Origin of the sequence: Vitiosangium sp. GDMCC 1.1324 (assembly GCF_003044305.1) — a bacterium.
GTDB lineage: Bacteria > Myxococcota > Myxococcia > Myxococcales > Myxococcaceae > Archangium.
The window spans coordinates 180,328-205,728 of record NZ_PZOX01000011.1; the positions used below are offsets into that span (position 1 = coordinate 180,328).

At 66.9% G+C, this 25,401-nt stretch carries 27 protein-coding genes; 19 read left to right on the plus strand and 8 right to left on the minus strand.

Going from position 1 to position 25,401, the window contains the following annotated elements:
• Positions 1-99 precede the first annotated feature (99 nt).
• The 9 genes from DAT35_RS58325 (at position 100) to DAT35_RS29905 (ending at position 7,140) form a co-directional block, all read left to right on the plus strand.
• The gene (locus tag DAT35_RS58325; RefSeq protein ID WP_146209940.1) at positions 100-1,047 is read left to right on the plus strand and encodes a hypothetical protein; all 948 of its coding nucleotides are present in this window, start codon (positions 100-102) and stop codon (positions 1,045-1,047) included.
• Between the two features lie 80 nt (positions 1,048-1,127).
• Entirely contained in the window at positions 1,128-1,490 is a 363-nt protein-coding gene (locus DAT35_RS59185) for a helix-turn-helix domain-containing protein (RefSeq protein WP_158501940.1), read from the plus strand.
• A gap of 62 nt (positions 1,491-1,552) precedes the next feature.
• Entirely contained in the window at positions 1,553-2,077 is a 525-nt protein-coding gene (locus tag DAT35_RS60070) for an IS630 family transposase (RefSeq protein ID WP_255415220.1), read from the plus strand.
• A gap of 441 nt (positions 2,078-2,518) precedes the next feature.
• A complete protein-coding gene (locus DAT35_RS29885; RefSeq protein WP_146209941.1) occupies positions 2,519-3,271 on the plus strand; it encodes a hypothetical protein in 753 nt (250 codons plus the stop codon).
• A 259-nt stretch (positions 3,272-3,530) separates the two neighbouring features.
• Positions 3,531-3,749, plus strand: a complete 219-nt coding sequence (locus DAT35_RS60075) for a hypothetical protein (protein WP_199243037.1) — start codon at positions 3,531-3,533, stop codon at positions 3,747-3,749.
• Position 3,750: 1 nt separating this feature from the next.
• Positions 3,751-4,443: a cytochrome c biogenesis CcdA family protein gene (locus DAT35_RS29890; RefSeq protein WP_158501942.1), complete on the plus strand. Its 693-nt coding sequence runs from the start codon at positions 3,751-3,753 to the stop codon at positions 4,441-4,443.
• A 2-nt stretch (positions 4,444-4,445) separates the two neighbouring features.
• Entirely contained in the window at positions 4,446-4,985 is a 540-nt protein-coding gene (locus DAT35_RS29895) for a thioredoxin family protein (protein WP_108071291.1), read from the plus strand.
• A 65-nt stretch (positions 4,986-5,050) separates the two neighbouring features.
• Positions 5,051-5,791 carry a response regulator gene (locus DAT35_RS29900; RefSeq protein ID WP_108071292.1) on the plus strand — a complete coding sequence of 247 codons (741 nt, stop codon included), beginning with the start codon at positions 5,051-5,053 and terminating at the stop codon, positions 5,789-5,791.
• On the plus strand, positions 5,788-7,140 hold the full coding sequence (locus DAT35_RS29905) for a HAMP domain-containing sensor histidine kinase (RefSeq protein WP_108071294.1): 1,353 nt from the start codon (positions 5,788-5,790) through the stop codon (positions 7,138-7,140). The genes DAT35_RS29900 and DAT35_RS29905 overlap by 4 nt, the downstream gene beginning before the upstream one ends.
• 16 nt (positions 7,141-7,156) lie before the next feature.
• Here DAT35_RS29905 and DAT35_RS29910 read toward each other — a convergent pair whose 3' ends face one another.
• Together DAT35_RS29910 and DAT35_RS29915 are read right to left on the minus strand one after the other, a co-directional pair.
• Positions 7,157-8,125 (minus strand): quinone oxidoreductase, encoded by a 969-nt coding sequence (locus DAT35_RS29910; protein ID WP_108071296.1) that lies wholly within the window; start codon positions 8,123-8,125, stop codon positions 7,157-7,159.
• 53 nt (positions 8,126-8,178) lie between these two features.
• Entirely contained in the window at positions 8,179-8,745 is a 567-nt protein-coding gene (locus DAT35_RS29915) for a TetR/AcrR family transcriptional regulator (RefSeq protein WP_108071298.1), read from the minus strand.
• Between the two features lie 227 nt (positions 8,746-8,972).
• On the opposite strand from DAT35_RS29915, the gene DAT35_RS29920 reads away from it, so the two are divergent.
• The 4 genes from DAT35_RS29920 (at position 8,973) to DAT35_RS29930 (ending at position 11,364) form a co-directional block, all read left to right on the plus strand.
• Positions 8,973-9,911, plus strand: coding sequence for a hypothetical protein (locus tag DAT35_RS29920; RefSeq protein ID WP_108071300.1), 939 nt, complete (start codon positions 8,973-8,975; stop codon positions 9,909-9,911).
• Positions 9,908-10,207, plus strand: a complete 300-nt coding sequence (locus DAT35_RS29925; RefSeq protein ID WP_108071302.1) for a hypothetical protein — start codon at positions 9,908-9,910, stop codon at positions 10,205-10,207. The genes DAT35_RS29920 and DAT35_RS29925 overlap by 4 nt, the downstream gene beginning before the upstream one ends.
• A 5-nt stretch (positions 10,208-10,212) precedes the next feature.
• Complete coding sequence (locus DAT35_RS59190; protein ID WP_158501943.1) at positions 10,213-10,359, plus strand: hypothetical protein; 147 nt, start codon at positions 10,213-10,215, stop codon at positions 10,357-10,359.
• 252 nt (positions 10,360-10,611) lie between these two features.
• A complete protein-coding gene (locus DAT35_RS29930) occupies positions 10,612-11,364 on the plus strand; it encodes an SDR family NAD(P)-dependent oxidoreductase (protein ID WP_108071309.1) in 753 nt (250 codons plus the stop codon).
• 55 nt (positions 11,365-11,419) lie between these two features.
• Here DAT35_RS29930 and DAT35_RS29935 read toward each other — a convergent pair whose 3' ends face one another.
• Positions 11,420-12,475 (minus strand): hypothetical protein, encoded by a 1,056-nt coding sequence (locus tag DAT35_RS29935; protein WP_158501944.1) that lies wholly within the window; start codon positions 12,473-12,475, stop codon positions 11,420-11,422.
• A 324-nt stretch (positions 12,476-12,799) separates the two neighbouring features.
• Entirely contained in the window at positions 12,800-14,701 is a 1,902-nt protein-coding gene (locus DAT35_RS29940; protein WP_146209942.1) for a hypothetical protein, read from the minus strand.
• Positions 14,702-14,742: 41 nt separating this feature from the next.
• On the opposite strand from DAT35_RS29940, the gene DAT35_RS29945 reads away from it, so the two are divergent.
• From DAT35_RS29945 to DAT35_RS29965, 5 genes are read left to right on the plus strand one after another with little or no spacing between them, the layout of a single operon-like run.
• Positions 14,743-15,927 carry an FAD-binding oxidoreductase gene (locus tag DAT35_RS29945; protein ID WP_233261796.1) on the plus strand — a complete coding sequence of 395 codons (1,185 nt, stop codon included), beginning with the start codon at positions 14,743-14,745 and terminating at the stop codon, positions 15,925-15,927.
• Positions 15,927-16,940 carry a glycosyltransferase family 2 protein gene (locus DAT35_RS29950; protein ID WP_108071317.1) on the plus strand — a complete coding sequence of 338 codons (1,014 nt, stop codon included), beginning with the start codon at positions 15,927-15,929 and terminating at the stop codon, positions 16,938-16,940. Before DAT35_RS29945 ends, DAT35_RS29950 begins: the two co-directional genes overlap by 1 nt.
• On the plus strand, positions 16,937-17,728 hold the full coding sequence (locus tag DAT35_RS29955; RefSeq protein WP_108071319.1) for a glycosyltransferase family 2 protein: 792 nt from the start codon (positions 16,937-16,939) through the stop codon (positions 17,726-17,728). Before DAT35_RS29950 ends, DAT35_RS29955 begins: the two co-directional genes overlap by 4 nt.
• A gap of 6 nt (positions 17,729-17,734) precedes the next feature.
• The gene (locus DAT35_RS29960) at positions 17,735-18,502 is read left to right on the plus strand and encodes an NAD-dependent epimerase/dehydratase family protein (protein ID WP_108071321.1); all 768 of its coding nucleotides are present in this window, start codon (positions 17,735-17,737) and stop codon (positions 18,500-18,502) included.
• Positions 18,502-19,332, plus strand: coding sequence for a sugar phosphate isomerase/epimerase (locus DAT35_RS29965; protein WP_108071323.1), 831 nt, complete (start codon positions 18,502-18,504; stop codon positions 19,330-19,332). The genes DAT35_RS29960 and DAT35_RS29965 overlap by 1 nt, the downstream gene beginning before the upstream one ends.
• A 53-nt stretch (positions 19,333-19,385) precedes the next feature.
• Here DAT35_RS29965 and DAT35_RS29970 read toward each other — a convergent pair whose 3' ends face one another.
• Genes DAT35_RS29970 through DAT35_RS29980 form a run of 3 tightly spaced genes read right to left on the minus strand, consistent with a single transcriptional unit; the run spans position 19,386 to position 20,857 of the window.
• Positions 19,386-19,910, minus strand: coding sequence for a DUF1801 domain-containing protein (locus tag DAT35_RS29970; protein ID WP_108071324.1), 525 nt, complete (start codon positions 19,908-19,910; stop codon positions 19,386-19,388).
• A gap of 51 nt (positions 19,911-19,961) precedes the next feature.
• Positions 19,962-20,528, minus strand: coding sequence for an SRPBCC family protein (locus tag DAT35_RS29975; protein WP_108071326.1), 567 nt, complete (start codon positions 20,526-20,528; stop codon positions 19,962-19,964).
• Complete coding sequence (locus DAT35_RS29980) at positions 20,525-20,857, minus strand: helix-turn-helix transcriptional regulator (protein WP_108071328.1); 333 nt, start codon at positions 20,855-20,857, stop codon at positions 20,525-20,527. The genes DAT35_RS29975 and DAT35_RS29980 overlap by 4 nt, the downstream gene beginning before the upstream one ends.
• A 212-nt stretch (positions 20,858-21,069) precedes the next feature.
• Between DAT35_RS29980 and DAT35_RS29985 the strand changes: the two genes are divergently transcribed.
• Positions 21,070-22,677, plus strand: a complete 1,608-nt coding sequence (locus DAT35_RS29985; protein WP_146209943.1) for a hypothetical protein — start codon at positions 21,070-21,072, stop codon at positions 22,675-22,677.
• 124 nt (positions 22,678-22,801) lie between these two features.
• Here the strand turns inward: DAT35_RS29985 and DAT35_RS29990 are convergent, their stop codons facing one another.
• Positions 22,802-25,390, minus strand: coding sequence for a hypothetical protein (locus DAT35_RS29990; protein WP_108071332.1), 2,589 nt, complete (start codon positions 25,388-25,390; stop codon positions 22,802-22,804).
• Positions 25,391-25,401: the final 11 nt, after the last annotated feature.

Consider the following 25,401-nt stretch of genomic DNA (forward strand, 5'->3'; position numbering starts at 1 on the left):
GGCTCAGCCTTCCTTCCTGGTTTACTCTGAGGCAGATTAAGAGGGAGAGAATTCGGTTCTCTCCAAGTACGGCTCAATCATTGAGAATCTGGGGGGCAAATGAAACGTTTGGCAACGTTGGTTGGCTCAATGCTGCTAGGATCGTTCGTCGCAGCTTGTGGAGGAGACCTTGCAGAGGCAACAGCGGATCCTTTGGCTACCCTCAAGCAAGGGATCGCCGTAGGGACGATTCCCGTCACAACTCCCGGTCAAATCAACCGTGGAGGAGACAGGTACCGTCACGAGATCGATCTGGTCTACGGAGGGCAGTGCACCTTCACGACATCACTAAATACTCTCCAGGATTCAGTGATGTGGTTGTATGACCAAAATCTCTCGCTTTTGCAATTTGATGACGATAGCGGTCCCGGCCTTGCATCTCAAATTCAGCGCACCCTTACCCCGGGACGTTATTACGTCGATGTTGGTGGTTTCAGTGCAATACAGACTGGCAATTACGATCTCGTAGTGAGTTGCGCCAATCCAGTGTTCTTCTTCGAGAACTTCTACGCAGACGAAGATGCAGGGCAATGCAATGCTCTCGCGTATGGAATGATCCGAACTGGGTTTGGTGACTGGACGCCTCCCATTCGCATTGACACGGATGGCCGCGCCGGCGGTTGCTACCAGCAATTTGGCGTAACCGATCCGACGGGTGTCTTGGCTGGATTGAATCTCGCAGTGAACTTCTATGCGGATGGAAATGCCGACCAGTGCAACTTTCCCGGCTATCGGACGATCCCCATTTCTTCAAGTACCAATGTCCAATGGAGTTATGGATACCGGATTGATGCGGACAACCGCGCTGGTGGATGCTGGCAGGTTTTCTATCTCAGCGGACGTAATGATATCGCACTTGACATTGAGTTCCTTCCTGATGGAAACCCAGGCCAATGTAATAATGCTGGCACGCATACAGTGACATCGAGCAATTCGGTGGCTATACGAATCGACACAGATAGTCGTAGCGGAGGTTGTACACAGCGCTTCCGCCTCCGGTACCAATAGGAACGCACGGTTTCCTGTGACTACGTCGGCCAGTTGAATATTCCGGTCAAAATTGTTCTACCAGGGCTGGAGGAGGAATCATGCCCCGACCCTATTCGGTGGACCTGCGTGAGCGAGCCGTTGCGGCTTACAGGCGCGGTAGCAGAACCCGGGAGGATGTGGCCGCCGAATTCAGTGTCTGCGACAAGACACTCTCTCATTGGCTGAAACTCGAGGCGGAGACGGGACGCCTGGAGCCCCGACCGAGGGGCGGGGGCCACTTCTCGCCCATCCAGGGAGAGGTCCTGGAGACGCTCCGGCACCAGGTACGCATGCGGCCCGATGCCATGGTGCAGGAGCACTTCGAGGCGCTGGTAGCTCGCACCCAGGTCTACACCAGTCGCTCCGCGGTCATGCGAGCCCTGCGGCGCCAGGGACTGGGGCTGAAAAAAAGTCGCTCATAGCCTCGGAGCAGCGCTCCCCTCGGGTCCAGTTCCTGCGACGTGTCTTCCTCCTGCTGGTTCTGCTGCTCGACCCCCATAGGCTCGTCTTCCTCGACGAAACCGGCTGCCACATCAGCATGACGCGCACTCATGCACGAGCCCCTCCGGGGGGGCGAGTGGTGGAACATGTCCCCAGAATCCGGGGTGTCGTCACCACCGTGCTGGGCGCCATGGCCCTGGACGGCATCCGGGCGCTGATGACCATCGATGGAGCCACCACAGCCGATGTCTTCGAGGCGTTTGTCGAGTCCATGCTCGTGCCCAGGCTCAACCCGGGCGATATCGTCGTGATGGACAATGTGGGCGCGCACAAGCCTGCATACATCATGGAACGGATTCGCGCCGCCGGCGCCCACGTTCTCTTTCTTCCTCCGTATTCGCCGGACCTCAACCCCATTGAACTGTTTTGGAACAAGTTCAAAGAACTGCTCAGGCGCATGGCCGCGCGTACCCCGCAGGAACTCGATCATGCCATCGCTGAGGCCATGGAGCTCACCACCCTCGAGGACATCGCTGGCTGGTTCAAACATTGTGGATATAAAATATAGGAACATTCAACTGGCCGGCGTAGTGACACCTTCTCTGTAGAGGGCCTGGCGGCCCGCCCCCACATCTGGATGGCCGAGGGTTGTCTCTACCGGGCCATCGTGCTCGGCCTCTTCAGCCGCCGTGTCGTGGGTTGGAGCATGGTGCTCGCCGCGCCCGACATGGCGCTCATGGAGTGAGTGGCCCCTGCGCCGCACCAGTCCGCCAGGGGCAGCCAGTACGCCAGCGAGGACTACCGGCATCTGCAAGAGTCGGTTGAATGCGCGGACGGGTGGGCGGGCAGACACACCTGTGGCCGCCCGCCCACGCGAGAGCGCCCGGAAGTAGCGCGGCGAGAAGCTCTGGCTCGGACGCCCTCCCTCCACAAAGCTGGCATGCACCTTGCCAAGAGCGTCCCGCCCGCCCTCGACTCACGGGCGGGCCCCCTTCTCAAGGAGAACAGCATGTCTCGAGGTGCTACACGGCGTGAGGTCCTGCTCCAGGCGATGGCGGGTTATGCCCTGGTCCGGACGCTCCTGCGGCAGGACGCGCTGGCGGGGCCTGTGCGCAACGAGGTCCAGGCCTGGCTCTCCCGAACCCATCAGCTCTGTGCGGAGGTGCGAGACCGCAAGCTCGCACCCAGGGAGTGGCAGCAGCAAGTCGAGGCGCTCTATGCCCGGGTCCCGCTCTCCGAGTTGCTCCGGGCCATCGACGTCGACCGGCTGAAGCCGAGCCTCGAACTGCCGGATGACCGGGCCGGTGCGATGTCCGCGCCGCTGCCTCGAATCGAGGGGCTGCCGCGCGTATTTGGCACGAAGCTCTTCGGGCTGGCGCAAGGCCGGGCCGTCGTGCCGCATGGGCATCAGAACATGGTGTCCATGCACGTGGTGCTGGCAGGAGAATTCCACCTGCGCCACTTCGAGCGGGTCGAGGACCAGCCCGAGCACCTGGTTCTGCGTCCGAGCATCGACCGCGTGTCCGGCCCTGGAGATCTCTCGAGCATCTCGGATCAGCGCGACAACGTGCATTGGCTGGTGGCCACGAAGGGCCCCGCCTATACCTTCGATCTCATCGTCGACCGGATCGACCCGGCGCTCGGTTTCGCCTGGAAGCTCGACTACGTGGACGTCGATGGAGCGAAGCCCCTGGAGGGGGGATTGCTGCGCGCGCGCCGCATCGAGTTCGAAGAGGCTCTCCGCCGCTACGGGAAGACCTGAGCAGGACCGCGAGGGCGCCCAGGCCTTTCAACATCAGGGCGGCAGTGCCACCCGGGCTGAGAGCAGGGCCGGAGGAGAGGCGGTGCAGCCCTCATCAGGCACACGCCCGTGTCGGGCGGGCCGGGCGTGGGCGTTGTGTGTCGAAACGTAGCCCCGCGCCGCGCCGACACCTTGTGTGACAAGACGCCGGCCGCGCGGAAACAGCGGCGATACAGTCCTGGCCTGCAATGGGCGCTCCTCTTCCACAGGAGCGCATTCCATGATTCGCAAGACGATGCTGGCCGCGCTGATGGCCACCGCCCTGATTCCGGTCGCCGCGGGTTCGCGTCCGGTGCATGCCGAGCCGGCCGCGCCCACGGTGAGCCTGGTGCATGGCGCCTTCGCCGACGTGTCCCATCCAGGTGAGGTCGCCGACGTCATCCTCGAGGCCGCCGGGGTGGAGTCGGCCGCTCCGTCGCCGGCCAAGGAGGGTGGCTGACATGTGGGCCTTCGTCCTGGCCGCGCTGGCTGGCGTGGCCACCATCCTCTCTCCGTGCGTGCTGCCGATGCTGCCCATCGTGCTGGCGCGCGGGGCCGGCGGCGACCGCCGCGAACCGCTGCTGATCGTCGTCGGCTTCGTCGCCTCCTTCGCCGTCGGCGGCATCGCCATCGGCGCGCTGGCGGCGTCCTCCGGCCAGTTCGAGGCGGGCGTGCGCGTGGTCGCGCTCGTGGTGCTGCTGCTGGCCGGGCTCGCCTGCGTGTGGCCGACGCCATTCGAACGGCTGTGGCAGCGCTGGCTGGCCGGCTCCCGTCTGTTCGCCTGGCAACCGCGGGCGGCTGGCGCGGGCGGCGCGCTGCTGGTCGGAGTCTCGCTTGGCATCGCCTGGACGCCTTGCGCCGGGCCGGTGCTGGCCTCGGTGCTGGCGCTGGCCGCCAGCGCCCAGGCCACCGCGCGCGCCTGCGCCCTGCTCGGCGTGTACGCGCTCGGCGCGGCCACTCCATTGCTGGCCCTGGTCTACGGCGGTCGCTGGGCCAGTGCCCGGCTGCGCCCGCTGCAACGCCACACCGCCTGGGTGCGGCGCGGCTTCGGCGTCTGCGCCGTGGCCATGGCCCTGCTCCAGTTGTGGCAGCTCGATGCCGCGCTCACCGCGCGACTGCTGCCATGGCTGCCCTCCATCTCCACCGGACTGTGAACATGCCTACCTTCCTTCGTGTCTTTCTCATCGCCGCCATCGCCGCCGTGTCCATCGTGCTGGCCTGGTCCTCCGCCCGCGCCGACGAGGCGCGGCTGGCCACTCTCACCACCGCGCCGGACTTCAGCGGCGGCGGTGAGTGGATCAACAGCCCGCCGCTGCGCATGTCGCAGCTGCGCGGCAAGGTCGTGCTGGTTGAGTTCTGGACCTACTCGTGCATCAACTGCCTGCGCGTGGCGCCTTACGTCTCGCAATGGCACGCGCGCTACGCCGAGCAGGGCCTGGTCGTGGTGGGCGTGCACACGCCCGAATACGGCTACGAACGCGTGGGCGCCAACGTGCGCGAGGCGGTGCGGCGTCTGGACATCCAGCATCCGGTGGTGCAGGACAACGGCTACCGGATCTGGAACGCCTATGGCAACCAGTACTGGCCCGCGCTCTACCTGATCGACAGAGAGGGCCGGGTGGTATACAGCCATTTCGGCGAGGGTGCCTACGACCGCACCGAGGCGCAGATCCGGGCCCTGCTGGCCGCGCGCTGAGTCCGGTGCGCTAACATGGTGGCGGCCGCGGCGCGGCCGCCGCCATCCTTCTCCCGGACGACACCATGGCTCATACAGACCACATCCTCATCGTCGACGACGACCGCGAGATCCGCCGCATGGTCGGCGATTACCTGCAGCGCAACGGCCTGCGCACCACGCTCGCCGCTGACGGCCGCGAGATGCGCGCGGCGCTGGACACCAGCGATGTCGATCTGATCGTGCTCGACGTGATGATGCCCGGTGAGGATGGCCTGTCGCTGTGCCGCAACCTGCGCGCCGGCAAGCACCGCAGCGTGCCGGTGGTGATGCTCACCGCGCGCGACGATGAAACCGATCGCATCATCGGCCTGGAGATGGGTGCGGACGACTACGTGGTCAAGCCGTTCTCCGCGCGCGAGCTGCTGGCGCGCATCAACGCGGTGATCCGGCGCACGCGCATGATGCCGCCCAACCTGCAGGTCACCGAGGCCGGCCGGCTGATCGGCTTCGGTCAGTGGCGGCTGGACACCACCGCGCGCCACCTGCTCGACGAAGAGGGCACCGCCTATCCGCTCAGCGGCGCGGAGTTCCGCCTGCTGCGCGTGTTCCTCGACCACCCGCAGCGCGTGCTCAGCCGCGACCAGTTGCTCAACCTCACCCAGGGCCGCGACGCCGAGCTGTTCGACCGCTCCATCGACCTGCTCGTCAGCCGCCTGCGCCAGCGCCTGCGCGACGACGCGCGCGAGCAGGCCTACATCAAGACCGTGCGCAGCGAGGGCTACGTGTTCTGCCAGCCCGTGGTCCTGCTCGGCGAGAACGCATGAACGCCACCCCGAGCACCGGCTGGCGGCGCCTGCTGCCACGCACCCTCGCCGCGCGCCTGGCCCTGATCCTGTTCTCCGGATTGCTGCTCGCGCACGCGCTGTCCTTCGCGCTGCTGTTCTCCGAGCGCTACATGGCCACGCGTTCGATGATGCTCACCAACCTGGACCAGGACGTGGTCGTCAGCGTGGCCCTGCTCGAACGCCTGAACCCGGCCGAGCGCGCGCGATGGGCGCCACGCCTGGAGCGGCGCACCTACCGCTACCTGCTCGGCCCGGCGCGGCCCGGAGTGCCGCTGACCAGCGACCGGGCGCGCGAGGTCACCGCCCTGATCGACCGCAGCCTGGACCATCGCTACCGCTTGCAGGCGCGCACGGTGTCCACCTCGCCGGAGCGCTTCGAGGTGCAGCTCACCCTGGCCGATGGCCAGCCGCTGACCATCGAGGTCACGCCCTCGGTGATGCCGATCGCGCGCTGGCTGCCGGTGGTGCTGGCGGTGCAGCTGGCGCTGCTGTTGCTGTGCGCGTGGCTGGCGGTGCGGCTGGCGACGAGGCCGCTGGTGCAGCTCGCCGACGCGGTCGAGCGGCTGGACCCGGCGCGCGCGCATCCGCCGCTGCCGCGGGAAGGGCCGGTGGAAGTGGTCAAGGCCGCCACCGCGTTCAATGCGATGCAGGCACGCATCGGCCACTATCTCGCGGAGCGGTTGCAGATCCTCGCCGCGATCTCGCACGACCTGCAGACTCCGATCACGCGCATGAAGTTGCGCCTGGAAGCGATGGAGGAGGGCGCCGACCGCGAGCGCCTGATCGACGACCTGGAGCAGTTGCTGCAACTGGTGCGCGAGGGCATCGCCTACGCGCGCAGCACCCACGGGGCCACCGGCCCGGCGGTGTGGCTGGACCTGCACGCATTGCTCGACAGCGTGGTGTGCGACTACCAGGACGTGGGTAAGCCGGTCACGCTGGGCGAATGCGCGCGCGCTTCGTTGAGCACGCGGCCGCCGACATTGCGGCGCATCGTCGAGAACCTGATCGACAACGCGGTGAAGTACGGCGGCAGCGCCGAGGTCGGCGTGCGCCGGCTCGACGACGGGCGCATGGCCGTGGACGTGTGCGACCGTGGCCCGGGCATTCCCGAACAGGAGATGCAGGCGGTGCTGCAACCGTTCTACCGGCTGGAAAGCTCGCGCAACCGCGATACCGGCGGCACCGGGCTGGGGCTGGCCATCGCCCAGCAGTTGGTGGCCACGCTGGGCGGCGAGCTCGTGCTCGCCAACCGTGACGGGGGTGGCCTGCGCGCGACGCTGCTGCTGCCGGTGGCACCGGCATCCACGCCCACGCCGGCGCGCTAGCCGGCCCGCTGGCGCTTCACGGGATGAGCAGGAGCTTGCCGGTCGTGCGGCGGCTTTCCATGTCCGCATGGGCCCGCGCGGCTTCGGCCAGCGGATAGACGCCCCCGATCCTGACCTTCAGCGAGCCGGCGGCGATCCAGTCGAACAGGCGCGCGGTGCGACTGCGCAGCAGCTCGCGGGTCGCGATATGGTCGGAGAAGACCGCGTAGCCGAGCTTGATGCTCTTGGGCAGGCTCATCAAGTCGATGGGCCCGGGCCCGCCGAGCACCGGCCCGTACCAGCAAAAGGTCCCGCTGCGGCGCAAGGAGGCCAGGGAGGCCTGGAAGGTCTTCGGACCCGAGCCATCGTAGACCACGTGCACGCCGTCGCCGCCGGAGAGACGGACCGCCTCGTCGGCGAACCGGCCCTCGTCGTCGACGATCACATGGTCGGCGCCCGCCTCGCGCGCGACGGCGACCTTGTCCTCGTGCGACACGCGGCCGATGACCTTGCCACCCCTCAGCTTGATGATCTGGGTGAGGAGCAGGCCAAGGCCGCCAGCGGCGGCATGGACGAGCGCGACCTCGCCGGGCTGCACGGGGTGGAAGTCGGTGGCGAAGTGGCTCGCGGTCAGACCCTGCATCATCACCGCCGCCGCCGTGCGATCGTCGATGGCGTCGGGCAGTGGCACGAGCGCGTCGGCCGGGATGGCGACCCGTTTGGCGTAGCTGCCGGGCGCGTAGACCCAGGCGACCCGGCGTCCCACCCACGTCGGATCGACGCCGGCGCCGACCGACAGGACCCGCCCGGCGCCCTCGACGCCCAGGACCTTCGGGTCTGGCTTGTCGCTCCAGGCGAGCCCCCGCCGCACGCCCGTGTCCATGAAGTTCACGCCCGCCGCGGCGATCTCGACGAGCGCCTCGCCCGGCCCAGCGACCGGCTCGGGACGCTCTACAAACGCCATGACCTCGGGCCCGCCCTGGCGGGTCATCACGACAGCTTTCATCGTTCTCTCCTCATGTTGAATGATCATTCCAGAAACGCGCAAAAAAGAGAAGCTCACCGCAGGGCGCGCAGCGCGAGACGGCCCAGGCCGCGGAGTTGGCCGGTGTCGGCGCCTCCCCGGGCGGCGATGCGGATGGCGGCGAAGCTCGAGATGAGGAAACCCGCCGCCTCTTCGGGGTTCAGATCGACGCCGACGTCGCCGTCAGCCTGGGCCGCGCGCACGCGTTCGACGATCGCGCGGTGCAGCGCCCGCTCGGCGGCGTCGTGGATCTTCGCCAGATCGGCCCGCGCGCGGCCGAACTCGCAGATGGACCCGATCCCCAGACAGGCCTGCCCGGCGTCCTCGACCAGGCGCTCCACCATGGCCCGAAGGCCTTCGATGGCCCGCGGCCGACTGCGCAGGGCCGCGACGTGGGCGCCGCCTTCCAGGGATGAATAGCGCCGTACGGCGGCGCAATAGAGGCCCCATTTGTCGCTGAAGGTGTCGTAGAGGCTCTGGCGGCCGATCCCCATGGCCTTGACCAGCATGTCGGCCGAGGTCCCCTCGAAGCCATGCTCGCGGAACACGCCGATCGCGGCGTCCAGCGCCTCATCCGTGTCGAACGCCTTGGGTCTGGCCATGGTCGTTGGATAAGGGTTTTGGAACAGATAGTCAAGAAAGGGTGGTGGGCCGCCGTTCTTTTCCGATCCAGGTCAGTTGGGTCACGTCGAGCACCGCCTGGGCGAAGGCCTTGGGCTCTCGGGCCGGGGGAGAGGTGGAACCGCCCGGGCCGGCTTTTTCATGCACGCATAGATCGATCCCGCCGCCTGCACGTTCAAGCCCGGACTCACGGACAGGAGAGACCCACATGGTGCGGAGCAGGATCCAGCTCGCCGCGGCGCTCGCGGTGTTCTTCGCGGGCAGTGCGGCCATGGCGCAGTACACGCGCTCGGCGGGGCAGAACGCGCCCTCCGCGGTGATGAAGCAGGAATACGTCGACGAGAAGGGCCAGCGCCAGGTCCGCGAGGTGGAGGTCAAGGCCGCGGCGGACAGTTTCGGCAACGCCGCCGGCAACCAGCACGACCTGGCGGTGGATGGGGCCTTCGACGGGCAGACGGTGGCCGTCCTCCACCTCTATACGGGCGAGGGCTTCGACTTCGCGCTGCCCAAGAAGGCGCTGGCGGAGAAGGGATTCTCCGTCTACCGCTGGATGAACCAGCCGCCGAGCCCGGAGGTCCTGGAAGAGAAGCTGAAGCAGGCCTGCCAGCTCTGGATCATCTCGGACGCTCGGCGGCTCCTGACCGAGAAACACCTGGAGGTCATCAAGCGCTTCTTCGACAGCGGCAAGGGCGTCTACATTTGGGGTGACAACGAGCCCTACTACGCGGATGCGAACGCGGTGGCCAGGAAGCTGTTGGATGTCGGGATGAGCGGCAACGTCCTGGGAGATAAGGTGGTGGGACTCCAGAAGGCGCCGGGTCAGAAGGGGCTGCTGCCTCGCCACCTGCTGACGACCGGGCTGGAGTACATCTACGAGGGCATCACCATCGCCACCATCCAGCCAAACCAGTCGCTCACGCCGCTCATCTACGGCTCGGCGGGCAACCTGGTGACGGCGATCTATGATCGCAATGGCAAGCGAGCCATTCTCGATGGCGGTTTCACCCGGCTCTTCCTCAAGTGGGACACGGCGGGCACGGGCCGGTACGTGAAGAACGCGGCGGCGTGGCTGGTGAACGTGGAGCGGTTCGGCGATGCGGTGGTCTCCAGCCAGCTCCGCGAGGGCGGCACGAAGTCTCCGCAATGAGCGGCGTCGAGGCACCAGGCTGCCTGGGCCTCCTGGCGATACCCGCGTGCCTCTTCCTGTTGCTCCTCTCCGCCTCGACAGCCGCCAACACCGCGCAGGCCAGGGAGCAGCAGAAGTACGAGCGCATGGAGAAGCTGCGTTCCCAGGTGTTCGGCAAGAATCAGGTGAGCCTCTCGCGCGAGCTGGCGTGTGCCCATCTCGAGCTGGAGCTGCTCGCGAATTTCGCCAAACCTACGGCTATGACATCACCAGCGAGTTCCGCTGCGAGTCCGCGACCGTCGAGCAGTCTGGACTGAAGGCCATGCTTCGCAGAGCACATCTCAAAACGGAGAAGCTCTCCGGCGAGGTGTATGCCTGCTTCGGGGGGTTGGGCAAGCAGGACACCCGCTGGATCCTGGATCGGGTGAGCCTCGATGGGCGGTGCGACGGTCCGCCCGCTGGCAGATAGCATCGAGCTGTCTGGAGAGCACCATCGCCTCCTCGAGTACTCGACCGACGCGGGAAGGACGTGGACCGTGTACGCTGGACCCCCACTCCAGTGTCGGGCCAGGTGCTCCTCAGAACCCGCGCGAGCGATGGCCGGGTCAGCCGCACCATCAGGCTGGACTGAACACGCCATCCGTCGGAGTATCCCGCCTCCCATGCGCGGACGTGGAGCCCATCTCCGAGGCGACCTCTCGCGGCAGGGAAGAGGGAATACATGCTGCTCAAGGACAAAGTCATCATCGTCACTGGCGCCACGTCTGGTATTGGAGCCGCCACCGCCGTGGAGGCGGCCCGGCAGGGGGCTCGGGTGGTGGTCGCCGGCCGCCGCGCCGACAAGGGCGAGGAGGTGGTAGGTCTCATCCGCGCCAACGGAGGTCAGGCGCTCTTCGTCCGCACGGACGTCTCGCAGGAGGCCGATATCGAGGCGCTCATCGCGCGCACCGTCCGCGAGTACGGCAGGCTGGATGGCGCCTTCAACAACGCTGGCATCCCCGGCCCGCTCGGGAAGCTCGCCGAGCTCCCGGCGGCCGAGTACCGCCAACTCATGGCGATCAACCTGGACTCCGTCTTCCTCTGCATGCGCCACGAAATCCAGGCGATGAAGAAGACCGGTGGCGGCTCCATCGTCAACTGTGCCTCCGTCCTCGGGCTCGTCGCGGGGCCTGGCTTCGGGGCCTACTCGTCGGCCAAGCACGGGCTGCTGGGTATGACCAAGGCCGCGGCCCTCGACTACGCGACCGAGGGCATCCGCGTGAACGCGGTGTTGCCCGGCCCGATCGAGACGGAGATCTGGAGCCACATCGAGCACGGCGGGCCGATTCGCCAGGGCTTCGTCGACGGCGTGCCGATGCAGCGCGCGGCCCGCTCGGAGGAGGTGGCCAGGCCGGTGCTGTTCCTGCTGTCCGACTGGTCCACGTACATCACCGGCACGTCGCTCGTCATCGACGGCGGGTACACGGCCCGGTAGGGCGTCCGCAGAGCGCCTACCCTACATAGAAGAGCAGGCGCGGGGCGGGTAGACCTCAGTAATCAGTCGCGCGGGTGCTGTTGTCGGGCCGCAGGAACTGGTTCGCGTAGGGACCGTCCGCCCAGCGATTGTTCGACCAGGCGTTCCCACCGGTCTTGTAGTTCGCCGCCCCGGAGCTTCTATAGACGGCTGGAGTGTAGTCCGGGTCGTCGAAATCAGGGCTCCACGCCCAACGGTTTCCGGTCACGATCATGTTCGTGACCGGCACCCCCATCGGCGCGTGCAGGCCGATTCCACTGCCCCGCCCGATCACGATGTAGTTGTCCTGCACGGTGACCTGGTCGTAGCCGGCGAACCCGCCCTGCGAACCGTCGGAATACATCGCGATCAGCCCGGACTGCGTGCTGTTCCAGGAACCGTTCCACTGCAGGCGATTGCGAGAGAAATTCAAGTACGACTGCCCACCCCATGTCTGAATGCCATCCACGTGATCGCCGGCACCACCGGGATCCACGGCAATCCACGATTCGGTGATGGTGACATTGTTTGAATAGACATTTTCCAACCCGCTGTTCGGGAAGTAGCAGCGATGGCAAATCGCCTTTGCTGGCTGCCTGCCGTCTTTCGCCCCCACCGTGTTGAATGCGCCGAGCTGGCTGTACAGTGCCGCGCCGCCGCCTCCATTTCCCGCCGGATGGTTGAGGAGGATGCTGCCCTTGCAGCCGCGTAGCACCAGCCATCCGGAGTTGACGGTGACGAGCGACGTGATGTTCGCGCCCTGGAGGACGACGGTGCCCTGCGGGAAGAAGAAGCCGTCGATTGTCTCGCCCCCGGTGCCGACGGTGCGCGCGAGAGCGCCCCAGCCGCCCAGCGCTGTCCCCGTGAAGGTTCCTCCGGAGACGTTCGTGAAGGAGGAGATGCCAATTCCCGCCGGTCCCACGTCCGAGACGGTGAGCTGCGAACCATGGGTGATGGCGACGCCACCGACGCCCTCGCCCGCGGAGCAGGTTCGACCATCCCCACACGTGGTGCCATCGGAGACATTGGCTCCGGTGTCAGGGGGCGCGTCGTCCGTGCTGGGAGCCATAGAGGGAGGGGCGCAGGCCGACACGGCCGCTGCTCCCACGAGGAGTAGGAAACGAAGACCGTGCTTCAATCGGGGAACACTCGAGCTGAACAAGGGATGCCTTACTTTCTGAGGAATGGAGGCCCTGGACTGGAAGGTCCAGCCAAGACCGCGGTTCACCCAGAAGGAGGGCTCGTCTTCCCATCCATCCCAGAATTCAGCTCCTGCGCCGGACGAAGCTGTCCTTGGGGATTCTCCCGGGTCAGAGCGGCTCGAGCCGGGTCACCTTCACCACGGGGGTGTTGCCGATGAGGCCGAGGACGTCGATGGGCGGCGGTGCGGAGCGCATGGCCGCTCACACCACACCACCTAGCTTCCGTTGGCTGGTGCACTCCCCTCGGTCGCGGGGGTGGGGCGGCGGCCGGCACGCAGGACTGTCCGGAAGAGGCCCAACAGGAGGAGCCCGATACCGATAGAGCCGAGCGCGATGGCTCCGACCCACCGGTTCTGCCGGTTCTGGCTCCAACCGAACTCGACGCGGACGAAGTTCGGAGCGCCGTCGGTCGCGGGGTCGAGCACGGGTCCTTCGACCCAGACGTCTCTTCCATCGAGCTTGCTCAATTTGCGCATCCCCGAGCCAGCGAACGTGAGCGTGGCACCGGTGCGGATGGAAGCCAGGCGCGACTGATCCTCGACGAAGAAGCCCGCCTGGAGCCGGTGGATGCCGTTCTCCCAGTTCTCGTCGGTGAGGCTCGAGGGGGTTATCAGCCGCGAGGTGGGCGGGTACACGGCCCAGGCGAGGCCGAGGACGGTCGCGGCGAGGAGTAGGTGCCCCCGCGCCAGCCCCCGCCTGTTCGCCTCAACGGTGCCCTCCGGAGCCTGCCACCGCCCGCCGACGACGCGTGCGGCCACGGCGTACGCCGAGAACACGGCCGGCATCGCCCTGGCCAGGAGGAGCCCCAGGGCGAGGTTGCCGAGCAACAGGGCGGGCACATGGAACAGGATACCGTTGATGAACGGATGGAAGACCATGTGGCCCTTCGCCAGGATCAGCCAACTGAATGGCGCCAGGAATGCGAGCAGCGAGAGCGCGGACACGTGAAAGAGCACCTGCTCACCCGGGTTGCGCCGCCGCCGGGTGAAGGCCGCCGCGGCGAGGAGCGCGGCCATGACGGTGCCCATCGCGATGCTGGCTCGCGGAGCGTCGGTGGGCATGCCCAGTCTCACGCCCGGGAGCGCGAAGGCGGGCAGCCAGAGGTGGCTCAGCAGCCGGAAGAAGACGACGCGGCGATATCCCTCCGTGGCCTTGGTGAACAGGCGATCCGGGAGCTCCACTCCGGTCTGGTTCGCCAGCAGCTCGCGCTGGAGCCTCATCTGGGAGAGGACCTCGGGCGCGACGACCTGCATCGTCAGGTTGTTGTAGCCCGAGCCTCCGGTGCGCAGCTCCGCGGAGCTACGCAGGCCCTGCAGCCCCTCCTCCCCGTGCAGCACGTAGATCTGCGTCAGGTGGAGCACCATCGCGGTGGCGAAGCCGGCGATCATCGCCACCGACGGCAGGACGAGCAGCTTCACCAGGCGCCGCGGCTGCAGGGTCTCGGTGGTCTCGTGGAAGAGGATCGCCACGCAGGGCGCGAGCAGCACCGTCGAGGTGAACTCGTACCCGCACAGCGACTTCACCAGCACGGAGAGCCCGAGGACGGCGAGGAACTTCCAGCGGGCCAGCTCGCCGCGCTGGACCCGCGGGTAGAGGCAGAACGCCGCGACGAAGGGGGTGAACGACAGGAACATCACCCAGTACGTCTCGGACGCCAGCGCCACCAGGTACGGGGAGAGCGCGGTGAGCCCCGCCGCGATCGCCACCGGCCAGGTCCCGAAACGCTTGCGGGCCTCCAAGAAGAACGCCGAGAGCAGGAGCGCCATCAGCAGCGCGAGGACGAAGTTCACCGATGCGTAGAACGTCTCCGGAGCGGGCGAGCCGAGCGCCCGGTAGAGCCAGTACAGCGAGCGGCCGTGCAGCCCGAGCTGGGAGAAGTACGGGGTCCCCGGCCCGAAGACGAGCGGGTAGAGCAGGGGCCTGCTCGCCTGCTCCTCGATCGTCTTGCGCATCAGATCGAACGAGTAGGCGTCGTAGGCCTCGGTGTGGCCCTTGCCGAGGATGCGGAAGGCATTGAAGTGGAGCGATGCCTGGAACAGCAATGTCAGCGCGAGCAGCGGCAGCCACTTTCGTGCGCGGTCGGCGAAGCGGAGGGGGGCAGGGCGAGGAGGGGTCATGACGGCACGGACGGGACGCCCCGTATGCCATAGGGAGCCCCGTGCGTCGAGCCGAGGGGGTGCTTGACCCGGTCTTCTCTCCTGTGCTCTACGCCCCATCGTCTATGGGAGGTCCGGACTACAGCTCGATCGTGGTTGGCGGAGGCTTCTTCGGCGCCTCCCTGGCCGCTCACTTGGCGGGTTTCCAGGAGCGGGTGCTCCTGGTCGAGCGGGAGCCGGCGCTGCTTCAGCGCGCCTCGTACTCCAACCAAGCCCGCGTGCACAACGGCTACCACTACCCGCGCAGCCTGCTGACCGCGCTCCGGTCGCGGATGAACTTCGATCGCTTCGTGGACACGTACCGGAGCGCCATCGTCAACGACTTCGCCAAGTACTACGCCGTGGGCCGGGTCTTCTCGAGCGTCACCGCCGCGCAGTTCAAGGCCTTCTGCGAGCGGATCGGCGCTCCGCTCAAGCCGGCTCCCGGGGCGGTGGGCCGGCTGTTCAACCCCGACCTCATCGAGGCGGTCTTCGAGGTGCGCGAGTACGCCTTCGACTCCTCCATCCTGCGCCAGGAGATGGACCGGCAGCTGGATCGGGCGCGCGTCGAGGTCCGGCTCCAGTGCGAGGCGCGCAAGGTGCGCTCCGCCGGGCAGCACCTGGCCGTCACCCTGCGGCGGAGCACGACGGGGAGCGAGGACGAGCTCACCGCCGGGCGGGTCTTCAACTGCACCTACTCCGGCATCAACGAGCTGCTCAGGGCCTCCGAGCTTCCGCCCCTCTCGCTGAAGTTCGAGGCGACCGAGATGGCGCTGGTGCACCCCCCGAAGGAGCTGGAGCAGGCGGGCATCACGGTGATGTGCGGCCCGTTCTTCTCGGTGATGCCGTTCCCCACGCGCAAGGCGCACACGCTCAGCCATGTCCGGTACACGCCCCACTTCTCCTGGGACGTTCGGGCGGGCGGAGATCCGGTGGGCAAGGGTCCTCCGGGGCCGTCGCGCTTCCTTCACATGGTGAAGGACGCCTCGCGCTACCTGCCCTGTCTTTCGGGGTCGCGCTATGTGGACTCGCTCTGGGAGACCAAGACGATCCTCCCCGCGAGTGAGGCGGACGACAGCCGCCCCATCCTGTTCAAGGCGCATCACGGATTGAAGAACCTCTTTTGTGTGATGGGCGGCAAGATCGACAACGTCTTCGATGTGCTGCAGGAGATAGACGAGATGCGCGCCCGGGGAGAGCTGAGCTGATGGCGATCAAGGATTGCTTTGTCTCCGTGGTGGCACCGCTCTCCAATGACGGGGCCATCCTGGAGTCGTTCGCGGACGAGGTGCTCTCCGTCCTGCGAGCCAACTATTCGAACTACGAGCTCATCCTGGTGGATGACGGCTCCGAGGACGACACTGCCCAGCGGATGGGGGTGCTCCTCAAGCGTCAGCCCTGCATCCGCTACATCCGCCTGTCGCGCAGCTTCGGGGTGGAGAACGCCATTGCCTCGGGTCTGGACATGACCATTGGGGACATGGTGGTGGTGATGATGCCGGACTCGGATCCGCCCGCGCTCGTCCCCGAGATGGTGGAGCAGGCCCGCTCGGGAGTGGGGAACGTGTACGGCGTGCGGACCTCGCGCCAGGGCGAGCCCTTCTGGCTCCGGGCCGGGGCGGCGCTCTTCTACTGGCTGTGTGTCCGGCTGCTGGACATCCACCTGCCGAAGAACTCGACCCACTTCCGGGCGCTGAGCCGCAAGGCGGTCAACGCGGTGACGCGCATCAAGGACCGCTACCGCTACCTGCGGCTGCTCAGCTCGTCCGTGGGCTACTCCAGCCGGGAGATTCCCTACGAGCCGCTCCACCGGCACCAGCCCCCGCGCCACCGGAGCTTCATGCAGTCGGTTGGCCTGGCCATGAACATCATGGTGAGCCAGTCCACCAATCCCCTGCGGCTGGTGAGCTGGCTGGGCCTGGGCGCCAGCCTGGTGAACGTCGTGTACATGGGCTACGTGCTGGCCATCTACCTGCTCAAGTCCACGGTGGCCGAGGGCTGGACCACCCTGTCGCTGCAGGTGGGCGGCCTCTTCTTCCTGGTTTTCCTCATCCTCTCCGTCCTGTCGGAGTACATCGGGCGGCTGATGGAGGAGTCCCGGGAGCGGCCGCTGTACCACGTGCTCGACGAGCAAAACAGCAACGTGCTGCTGGCGGAGCCGGAGCGTCGCAACATCGCCACCGACTCCGCACCGGAGCAGCAGCTCTCGAGGGTTGGATGATGGATTGGGAAGTCCCCACGTACGAGGCGACCGAGCTCCGGCCTCCTCGCTCCAGGTATTGCGTCGTCATCCCCGTCATCAACGAGGGCAAGAAGATCCGCGCCCAGTTGGAGCGGATGCGGGACGTCTCGGCGAACACCGACGTCCTCATCGCGGATGGCGGCAGCACGGACGGCTCGGTCGAGCCCGGCCTCCTGCGCGAGCTGGGCGTGAGCACGCTGCTCGTGAAGACCGGGCCTGGCAAGCTGAGCGCGCAGATGCGCATGGCGTTCGCCCATGCGATGAAGAAGGACTACCAGGGCATCGTCACCATCGACGGGAACAACAAGGACGACCCGTCGGCGATCCCCGCCTTCATCGCGGCGCTCGAGGAGGGCTACGACCACGTCCAGGGCTCGCGATTCATTCCCGGCGGACACGCGGAGAACACGCCGATGGCGCGCTGGCTCGGCATCCGGCTGGTGCATGCGCCGCTGATCAGCCTCGCGTCGGGCGTGCGCTACACCGACACCACCAACGGCTTCCGCGCCTACAGCCGCCGGCTGTTGATGGACCCTCGGGTGGCTCCCTTCCGCGACGTGTTCTCGGCGTACGAGCTGCACTACTACCTGGCCATTCGCGCCGCGAAGCTCGACTTCCGGGTGAAGGAGCTGCCCGTCACCCGCGTCTACCCGGCCTCCGGGCCCGTCCCGACGAAGATCAGCTCGGTTCGCGGAAACCTGCTCGTCCTGCGCACGCTCTTCGCGGCGTGCATGAGCCAGTTCGACCCCGGCGTGGAGAAGAGGTAGGCGGCCATGGCCAACGCATTGATCGGATACACGGGGTTCGTGGGTGGCAACCTGCTGCGGCAGGCCACCTTCGAGGGGCTGTTCAACTCCAAGAACGTCGAGGAGCTGGCGGGGAAGAGCTATGACATCCTCGTCTGCTCGGGCGCCCCCGCGGAGAAGTGGAAGGCGAACCAGGAGCCCGAGACGGATCGCAAGAGCTTGGGGCGGTTGATGGACGCACTCGGCCGGGTGCGCGCGCGGAAGGTGGTCCTCATCTCCACCGTCGACGTCTACTCCGTGCCCCGGGACGTGGACGAGGACAGCCCCATCATTCCCCAGCCGGCGAACGCGTACGGGCGGCACCGCCACGAGCTGGAGGAGTTCGTGCGCGCGAGGTTCGATGCGCTGGTGGTCCGCCTCCCCGGGCTGTTCGGCGAGGGCCTGAAGAAGAACGTCATCTACGACTTCCTCCACGACAACCGGGTGGAGGCGATCCACTCCGAGGGCGTGTTCCAGTTCTACGGGCTGGAGAACCTGTGGAAGGACGTGAAGACGGCCCTCGACGCCGGGCTCCAGGTGGTCAACTTCTCCACGCAGCCGACCCGCGTCGCGGACATCGCCCGCGAGTGCTTCGGGAGGGATTTCGACAACCGTCCCCACAATGCGCCGGCTTCGTATGACATGCGCAGCCGGCACGCCCACCTCTTCGGTGGACGGGACGGTTACCTCTACTCCAAGCCGCAGGTGCTCGAGCGCATCCGCGCCTTCGTGCACGCGAAGCGGAAGGAGGCGTGATGAGGCTCGCCGCGTCCAACATCGCATGGAAGAGCGCCGAGGATGCAGCGGCCGCGGAGGCCCTGCGGGAGGTGGGTGCCGAGGGCGTGGAGATCGCCCCCACCGCTGTCTGGCCGAAGCCGCTGGAGGCGTCGGACGCGGAGATCCGCGAGTACCGGCGGCGCTGGGAGTCGCGGGGACTGAGGATTGTCTCGATGCAGGCGCTGCTCTTCGGGCGCCCCGAGCTGCGCATCTTCGGCGATGAGGCCGCGCGCAAGGCCACTTTCGACTACCTGGCGGGGATCATCCGCCTGGGAGGGCAGTTGGGCGCCACCGCGCTCGTCTTCGGCTCACCGAAGAACCGCGCCATCGGGGAGTTGCCGAGGAGCGTGGCGGAGGAGCTCGCGCTGCCGTTTTTCCGGGGGCTCGGGGAGTTCGCGGTCCAGCACGGGACCGCTCTGTGCATCGAGCCCAACCCGCCTGCCTATGGCGCCGATTTCATCACCACCGCGGCGGAAGGGCTGGAGCTGGTGCGCAAGGTCGGGAGCCGTGGCTTCCGGCTCCACCTGGACGCGGGCGGCATGACCATGACGGGCGAGTTGCTGGACTCATCCGCTTTCGCCGAGGCGGTCCATTTCCATGCCAGCGAGCCGAACCTCGCGCCGGTGGGCAGTGGCGGCACGAGGCACGAGGACTTCGCCCGGAACCTGCGGAGCGTGGGCTACCGGGGTTGGGTCTCCCTGGAGATGCGTGCGAGCGGGGAGACGGGCAACATCGAGCCGTTGCGCAAGGCGCTTCATCATGCGGCGAGCGCCTACCGCGAGTTGCTGAGCGCGCCCGTCAACGGGTAGCTCCGGGCGCAGAGGGTCCCTCGGCGCCGGGCCTGCCCGCCTGCTGAAGTACACTACCGCTTCGAGCTGGCACCGCGGGCGGCCGCGCGTTTTGCCTTCGGCGCTGTCCTGGTGCCCTTCGTCGTCTTTCCTGTTGCCTTGGCCAGCCGCTCCTTTGCTGTGGCCGACTTCCCGGTTCGTGCCCCGCTGGCCGTGGCTGGTTTGGCCTTGCCCTTTCCCTTGGCGGCATTGAACGCCACGGCGGCGCGGAGAAGCTTCTTCAGCCCGCTCGCGTTCACCTTGTCGCCCTGGAAGAGCTTGATGGCGCGCCACTTGTTGCCGCCGAGCTCGGCATTGAAGACGCCGTCCACGTCCTCCAGCTTCGCTCCGTTGATGAAGGTCACCTTCACCATGTCCTTGAAGGCATTGCAGATGCAGAGGATGCCGTTGTGGCTCCACGTGGGCGTGCCCATCCACTTCCATTCCTCCGTCACGTCGGGGACGGTCTCGCGGATGATGCGACGGATTTCCGCCATCGTCTGTCCCCGCCAGTCGGGGTGATCGGCGATCTCCTTGTCGATGAGCTCAGAAGGGTTCATGTCGTCTCCGTTGTTGGTGCCGCGCGCCTGACTCGTCGCTTCGGCTCGAGCTCAAGTCCGTGGGGGAGAGGGCCAACCGGGGGGCTCGACGCCGAACTGCTTCGCGTACTCGGCGTTCAATCGCTGCCAGCCGTCGAACTTCATGGCCTCGGGGCCGACGATGCGTCCAATGGGCTGACCGGCGAGAAGCTGATCCAGCACATCGAAGCAGATGTGCCAGCCCGCGGCGCCCATCGAGATGAATCCACGGTTGATGTTGTGCCAAAGCGTGAGCCGAGTGCCGCTGCCTCCCAGCGGCTCCAGTTCCCAGCGGATGTCGGCTCCGCCCCAGGTATATTCGAGCGCCTTCGGCGCGTCAGCCCGCTTCACGCGGGTCTCGGATACGTTCGGCGTCGGCGTTCCCACTGTGGAGAGCTTTGCGGTGCCAACGGCACCGAGGTTCCGGTCAGAATCGAACGGAGCCCATTCGCGGAGATGCTCGGGCTCCGTGAGTGCCCTCCAAACCTTTGCAGGAGGATGGGACAGGTCGCGGACGAGAACGAGCGTCCACTTCTCTCCCTCTTTCTGGATCTTGGCTCCGGCCGCGGGGCCGGGCGCGTACTTCTCACGGTGGCTCATCGCTTCTTTCCTTTCCTGGGGGCCTGATCCATCTGATCGAGATGGCGTTCGAGCGCATCGACGTGGGCCGTCCAGAAGCGTCGGAAAGGCGCCAGCCAGGCGTCGACCTCCATGAGCGGCTCGGGCCGGAGCCGATAGACGCGCCGCTGGGCTTCGACGCGCGCCTCCACGAAGCCGGCCTCGCGCAGCACGCGGAGGTGCTTGGACACGGAGGTCTGAGGCATCTGCAGCTGGCGCTCGATCTCGCCGACGGAGCATTCCGACGACGCCAACAGACTGAGGATGGTCCGGCGGTTCGGCTCCGCGATGATCGCGAACGATGATTCCATATGGAGTATATACCTATCGGTTCATATTCCCGTCAAGCCACATTCGGCCACGAAACTTTTGCGCGGCTCCCGTGTTCATGCTGGAAAGCGCGATTTCCGCGCCTCCAACCGCCTGCCCGGATTCCCCGCACTCCAGCTGCGCCCCGTTCAATTCCCGAGGAAACGACACCATGGCCTCTGATTCCCCCCTCTTTAGAAAACCCCCGTCTCTCATGGCACTCTTGCTTCCGGCCCTCGTCGCCATGGGGGCTTGCCTGCCAGAACCGGACTCCGTTGACGGTGCCGCAGTCGAGACCATCACCGGGCAGGCGGAGGACGCCGTTTGTAGTCCCTACGTGCCGCTCAACGGCACTGTCAGCATCACGCTCGACAACACCCTGCCGGCGCCCACCCTCGTGAATGACAGGAGCCTCCTCATCACTAGGCAGGCCGGGTATTCTTCCGTGAAGCCGCTGTTCACGCTCGGAAGGCTGCTCAAGGATAACGGCAACTTCATCAACTATCGCATCTGCCAGGATCGCCCAGGCGACCCGCCCAAGGATCTGTCGAGCTTCGTACGTTCTCCGTTCCAAGGAGGCGCCAGGGACGTGGACGAACACAACGCTTGGACCCAGGTCAAGGTCGGGACGATTCCGACGATCAGAAACACGTTTCAAGAGAAGATTCTGACCCCGTGGGCGGCCGACGACGAGGACGGTCCGTTCCGCCTTCTCGCGGTGGTCAACCGACTGGATATCGCCGGTGACGTCGATAGCCGCGGCGGCGGCCAGTTGGCGGGGGGCGAGCGGCGATGGTTCGGGGAGGCACGGCTGGTCTTCGGTCTGAACCAGGATGTCAACGGGAGCACGCCGTACCCCATGACGCTCATCCTGGAATTCCGGTTGCCGGCATTGAAGGAGACCACCGCCGGTAGCAGCACCACGTACGAGATCGACACCCACTTCGACTACGTGACCGGGCCCGCGGGCAACGACGCATGGAGAGACGGCCGCGCACGCTGGGCAAGGCTCTGGCAGGAACTGTCCCGGTATCCTCACACCGACGCCAACTACAAGGCGCTGTTGCTCAAGATGGTCAAGCTGTTCGCCACCGGAGACAACCTCCTTGCCCTTCGAACAGGAGAGAGGGTCTACGATCCGACCACCGGCGCATTCACCAACGAGTTCGAGTACCGCGAGTTCTACCTGAACGATCAGTGGAACCTCGCGACGCGCAAGCTCCGTCGAGAGCCAATCCTCTGCGCCCAGGGGAGCACCACCCTCAAGAACCGAATCGTGGAGGAATGGAACGCCCCAGCCAATGACTTCCACTTCACGTTCATGCTGGGCGAGCGGAAGCTCGAACAGGCCGAGGTCGACGAGTTGTCGGGACTTTGCGGGAACAACCAATACCCATCACCGGAGGGTCTGCCCTACGGACAGGACCTGAAATCCGGCGGATACGGGCTCCGAGCCAAGTTCACGCGCTTCACCAGCAGCACGGTATGGAGGATGAGCAACCTCGGCGAGACCAAGCGGCACAAGGCCGCCGCGGCCACATGCAGCGGCTGTCATGCGACGGAGACGGGAAACTCGACGGTCTTCCACATCAGCCCCAGGTTGGCCGGTGAGGATGCCCAGGTCTCGGCATTTCTGACCGGGCCCGTGACGGTCAACCCGAACGGCACTCTCTACACCTTGAACGAGATGGCCGATCGTGGCACCAGGCTCGCCAATTTCGCCGCCCGATACGATTACTCGCTCGACTATCCCGCGAGCCACACGAATGAACAGCTCTACTGCAACGCGAACCCGTGCTCGCAGACGATTTATCCCCCGTGAAGCCCGCGTGACGAGCGGTGGACGCCACCGATGGAAGTCTTGATCGACAAGCGCGCCGCCCGCAGCCGGACCCTCAAGCTGTGGGCGGTGCTGCACCAGTGACTGGAGGCCACCTGGGGCCCGGCTAGACCGGGAGGTGCTGGTAGCGCAGCCAGGCGACCGCATCCTCCATCCCCTCCAGCCGCACCTTGGTCACCGAGCCGCCCTTGCCGCCGCCGATGGTGGTGGTCTTCCACTGGCCGGGCGTCGTGTCCTTGTTGTCGTTGAAGACGCCGTTCTTGTCGTGCTCGGTCTCCTTCGCCGCCTTCATGAAGGTCTCGAGCTGGTCCTCGTTCATCCCGTTCAGCCTGGCGAGCAGCTGCTCCGGCTTGATGGCCAGCTCGGCGGCGGCCTGGCGGAAGAAGCCGCCCGCGTCCACGCCCTCGTCGAACGCCTTGAGCTTCTCCGCCACGTTCTTGGGGACGCCGCCCGCCTCCAGGAACGCCTGCGCGTCCTTCTCCGCGTCCTTCGTCTTGTCGTTCGCCGACGAGAAGACCGCGGCGACGGTGCCGCCGACGAAGAGGAGGCCACCGATCACCTGGCCCGCCACCGGGACCACCTGCGCGCCCACCGCGCCCGAGATGAGGGTGGTGGCCAGCACCGCGCCGCCCACCGCCGCCGCCGCCTTGGAGCCGCCGGTGAGGGCGTGGCCGTTCTTGAACTCCTGCCAGGAGGAGATGCCATCGGACACCGCGCCCAGCGCCGTGCCCACACCGGACGCGCCGCCGAGCAGCTTGGTGAGGGTGGCCGGGTTGCGGCCCATGATCTCCAGAACCATCGCCGCGGTGTCCGCGCCGCCGCCGACGGTGTCGCCCACCGCCTTGATGCCATCCTTCAGCTCCAGGTCGCCGGCGGCGCCGTCCTTGACCGCCTTCACCACGCCCACCGCGGAGGTGGCGATCATCAGCCCGCCGAAGATGCGGTTGCCGTTGGTCAGGGTCGTGGTGCCGCCCACCCCGCCGTTGATCTCCCCGGAGAGCGCCTTGTAGCGCTCGTTCATCTTCGCGACCGCGCCCTCGTCGCCGCGGACCACCGCCTCCATCAGCGGGGTCATCTCCTGCATCACCTCGTCGCTGACGCCGAAGAGGGCGGCGTGGTTCTTCAGGCCGTCGAGGATCTGAGTCGCGCCCTCCGGCCCCTTCTCCGCCATCGCGTTCAGCATCAGCGCCCCGACCGCCTTGGTGGCCGCGCCGGAGAACTTCAGCGCGGAGTCGCCCAGGTCCTTGTCCTTGGACAGCTCGCCAGCGACGGAGTCGAACCAACTGGACGAGGACGGCTTGTCTCCGTCCGTCTCCAGCGACTGCGCCAGGTCGTCCTGGATCGCCTTCTGGCCGTACTCGGTCTCCGCGAAGGCGCCGGCCTGCTTGAGCAGGTTCTTCACCTCGCCCTGGAGCTCCTTCCCGTCTTCGCCGGAGACCTGCACCTTGTTCATCTCCGGCGCAGCCTTGAGCAGCCCGTGCAGGTTCTGCGCGGCCGCCTCCACCGCGGCGTACTCGTCCTTGTGGCGCTCCTTGAAGGCGGCGATGGCGGCCTTCTTCTGGTCCGCGCTCATCCCGCTGCCGAAGCCGGAGACCAGGTGCGCCAGGCGCGCGTTCAGCTCCTCCACCTTGCCGGCCTTCTTCTCGAAGTCCTCGCGGACCGACTTGATCTGGTCCTTGACGATCCGCGCCATGTACTGCGCGGACTCGGTCTTGCCGGCGCTCTGCAGCGACCCCGCGAGCACCCCGAGGAACCCGCCGCTCTCGCCCCGCTTGCCGGCGCCCTTCAGCGCCTCCAGTCCCTCCTGCCCCAGCAGGCGGGCGCCGTCCTTGAAGCCGGCCGCGAAGCCGTCCGCCAGCGCGCGCTGCGCCTCCGGCTGCAGCTCCTTGGTGAGCTGGTCGAGCTGGCCCAGGGTGTTGGCCGCCGCCTGCTGCTGGGAGCTGTCCTTGCGCCCCACGTTGGTCCAGACGTCCTCGGTGAGCCCCTTGGCCAGCTCGGTGAGCTGGGGCTTGAGGTCCTGGATCAGCGCTTTCTGGTAGGCCGGGTCGTGGTTCTCCTGGAGCTGGGCCTTCAGCTTGTTCAGGTCCACCGACGCGCCCGGCGCGGCGATGCGTCCGGCGTCCGACTTCGCCGCCTCCACGGCGGTGACCTGCGACGGCGCGCCGAACAGCTGGGTCTGCTGCTTCGCGGTGAGGCTGCCCGCGTCGAAGGTGTCCACCACCGCGTCCGCCAGCGGGAAGGGCACAGGCTGCCTGGACTTGGTGGCTTCCTGGTTGGCGGTCTTCTGCGCGGCCAGCGCCTTGTCGGCGGCGGTCATCGCCTTGGCGCGGGAGTCGCCCGCCTTCGTCTTCGCCGCCTTCACGTCGTCGGTGGCGTCGTCCAGCTGCTTCTTCGCCTCCTCACGTGCGTCGCGTCGCGCCTTCTGCTGCTCCGGCGAGAACTTGGGGTCGTTGTCGGCGTCGCGGTTGAGCCGGTCATAGTGCGACTGCGCCTTCTGCTGTTTCTCCTCCGCCTTCTCCAACGCCCGGGCGTCCTTCTTCGCCGTCTGCTGCGCGTTCTTCGACTCCTTGATCGCGGTGGTGGCCTTGTCCTTGGCCGTCTCCACCTTCTCGATCTTCGGCGCGGGCTTCGGGGGCGGCTTCGGCTTGGCGACTTCGTCGGGGCGGGGAGGGATGCGGCGATCGATGGGGGCCATGGCGGTGCTCT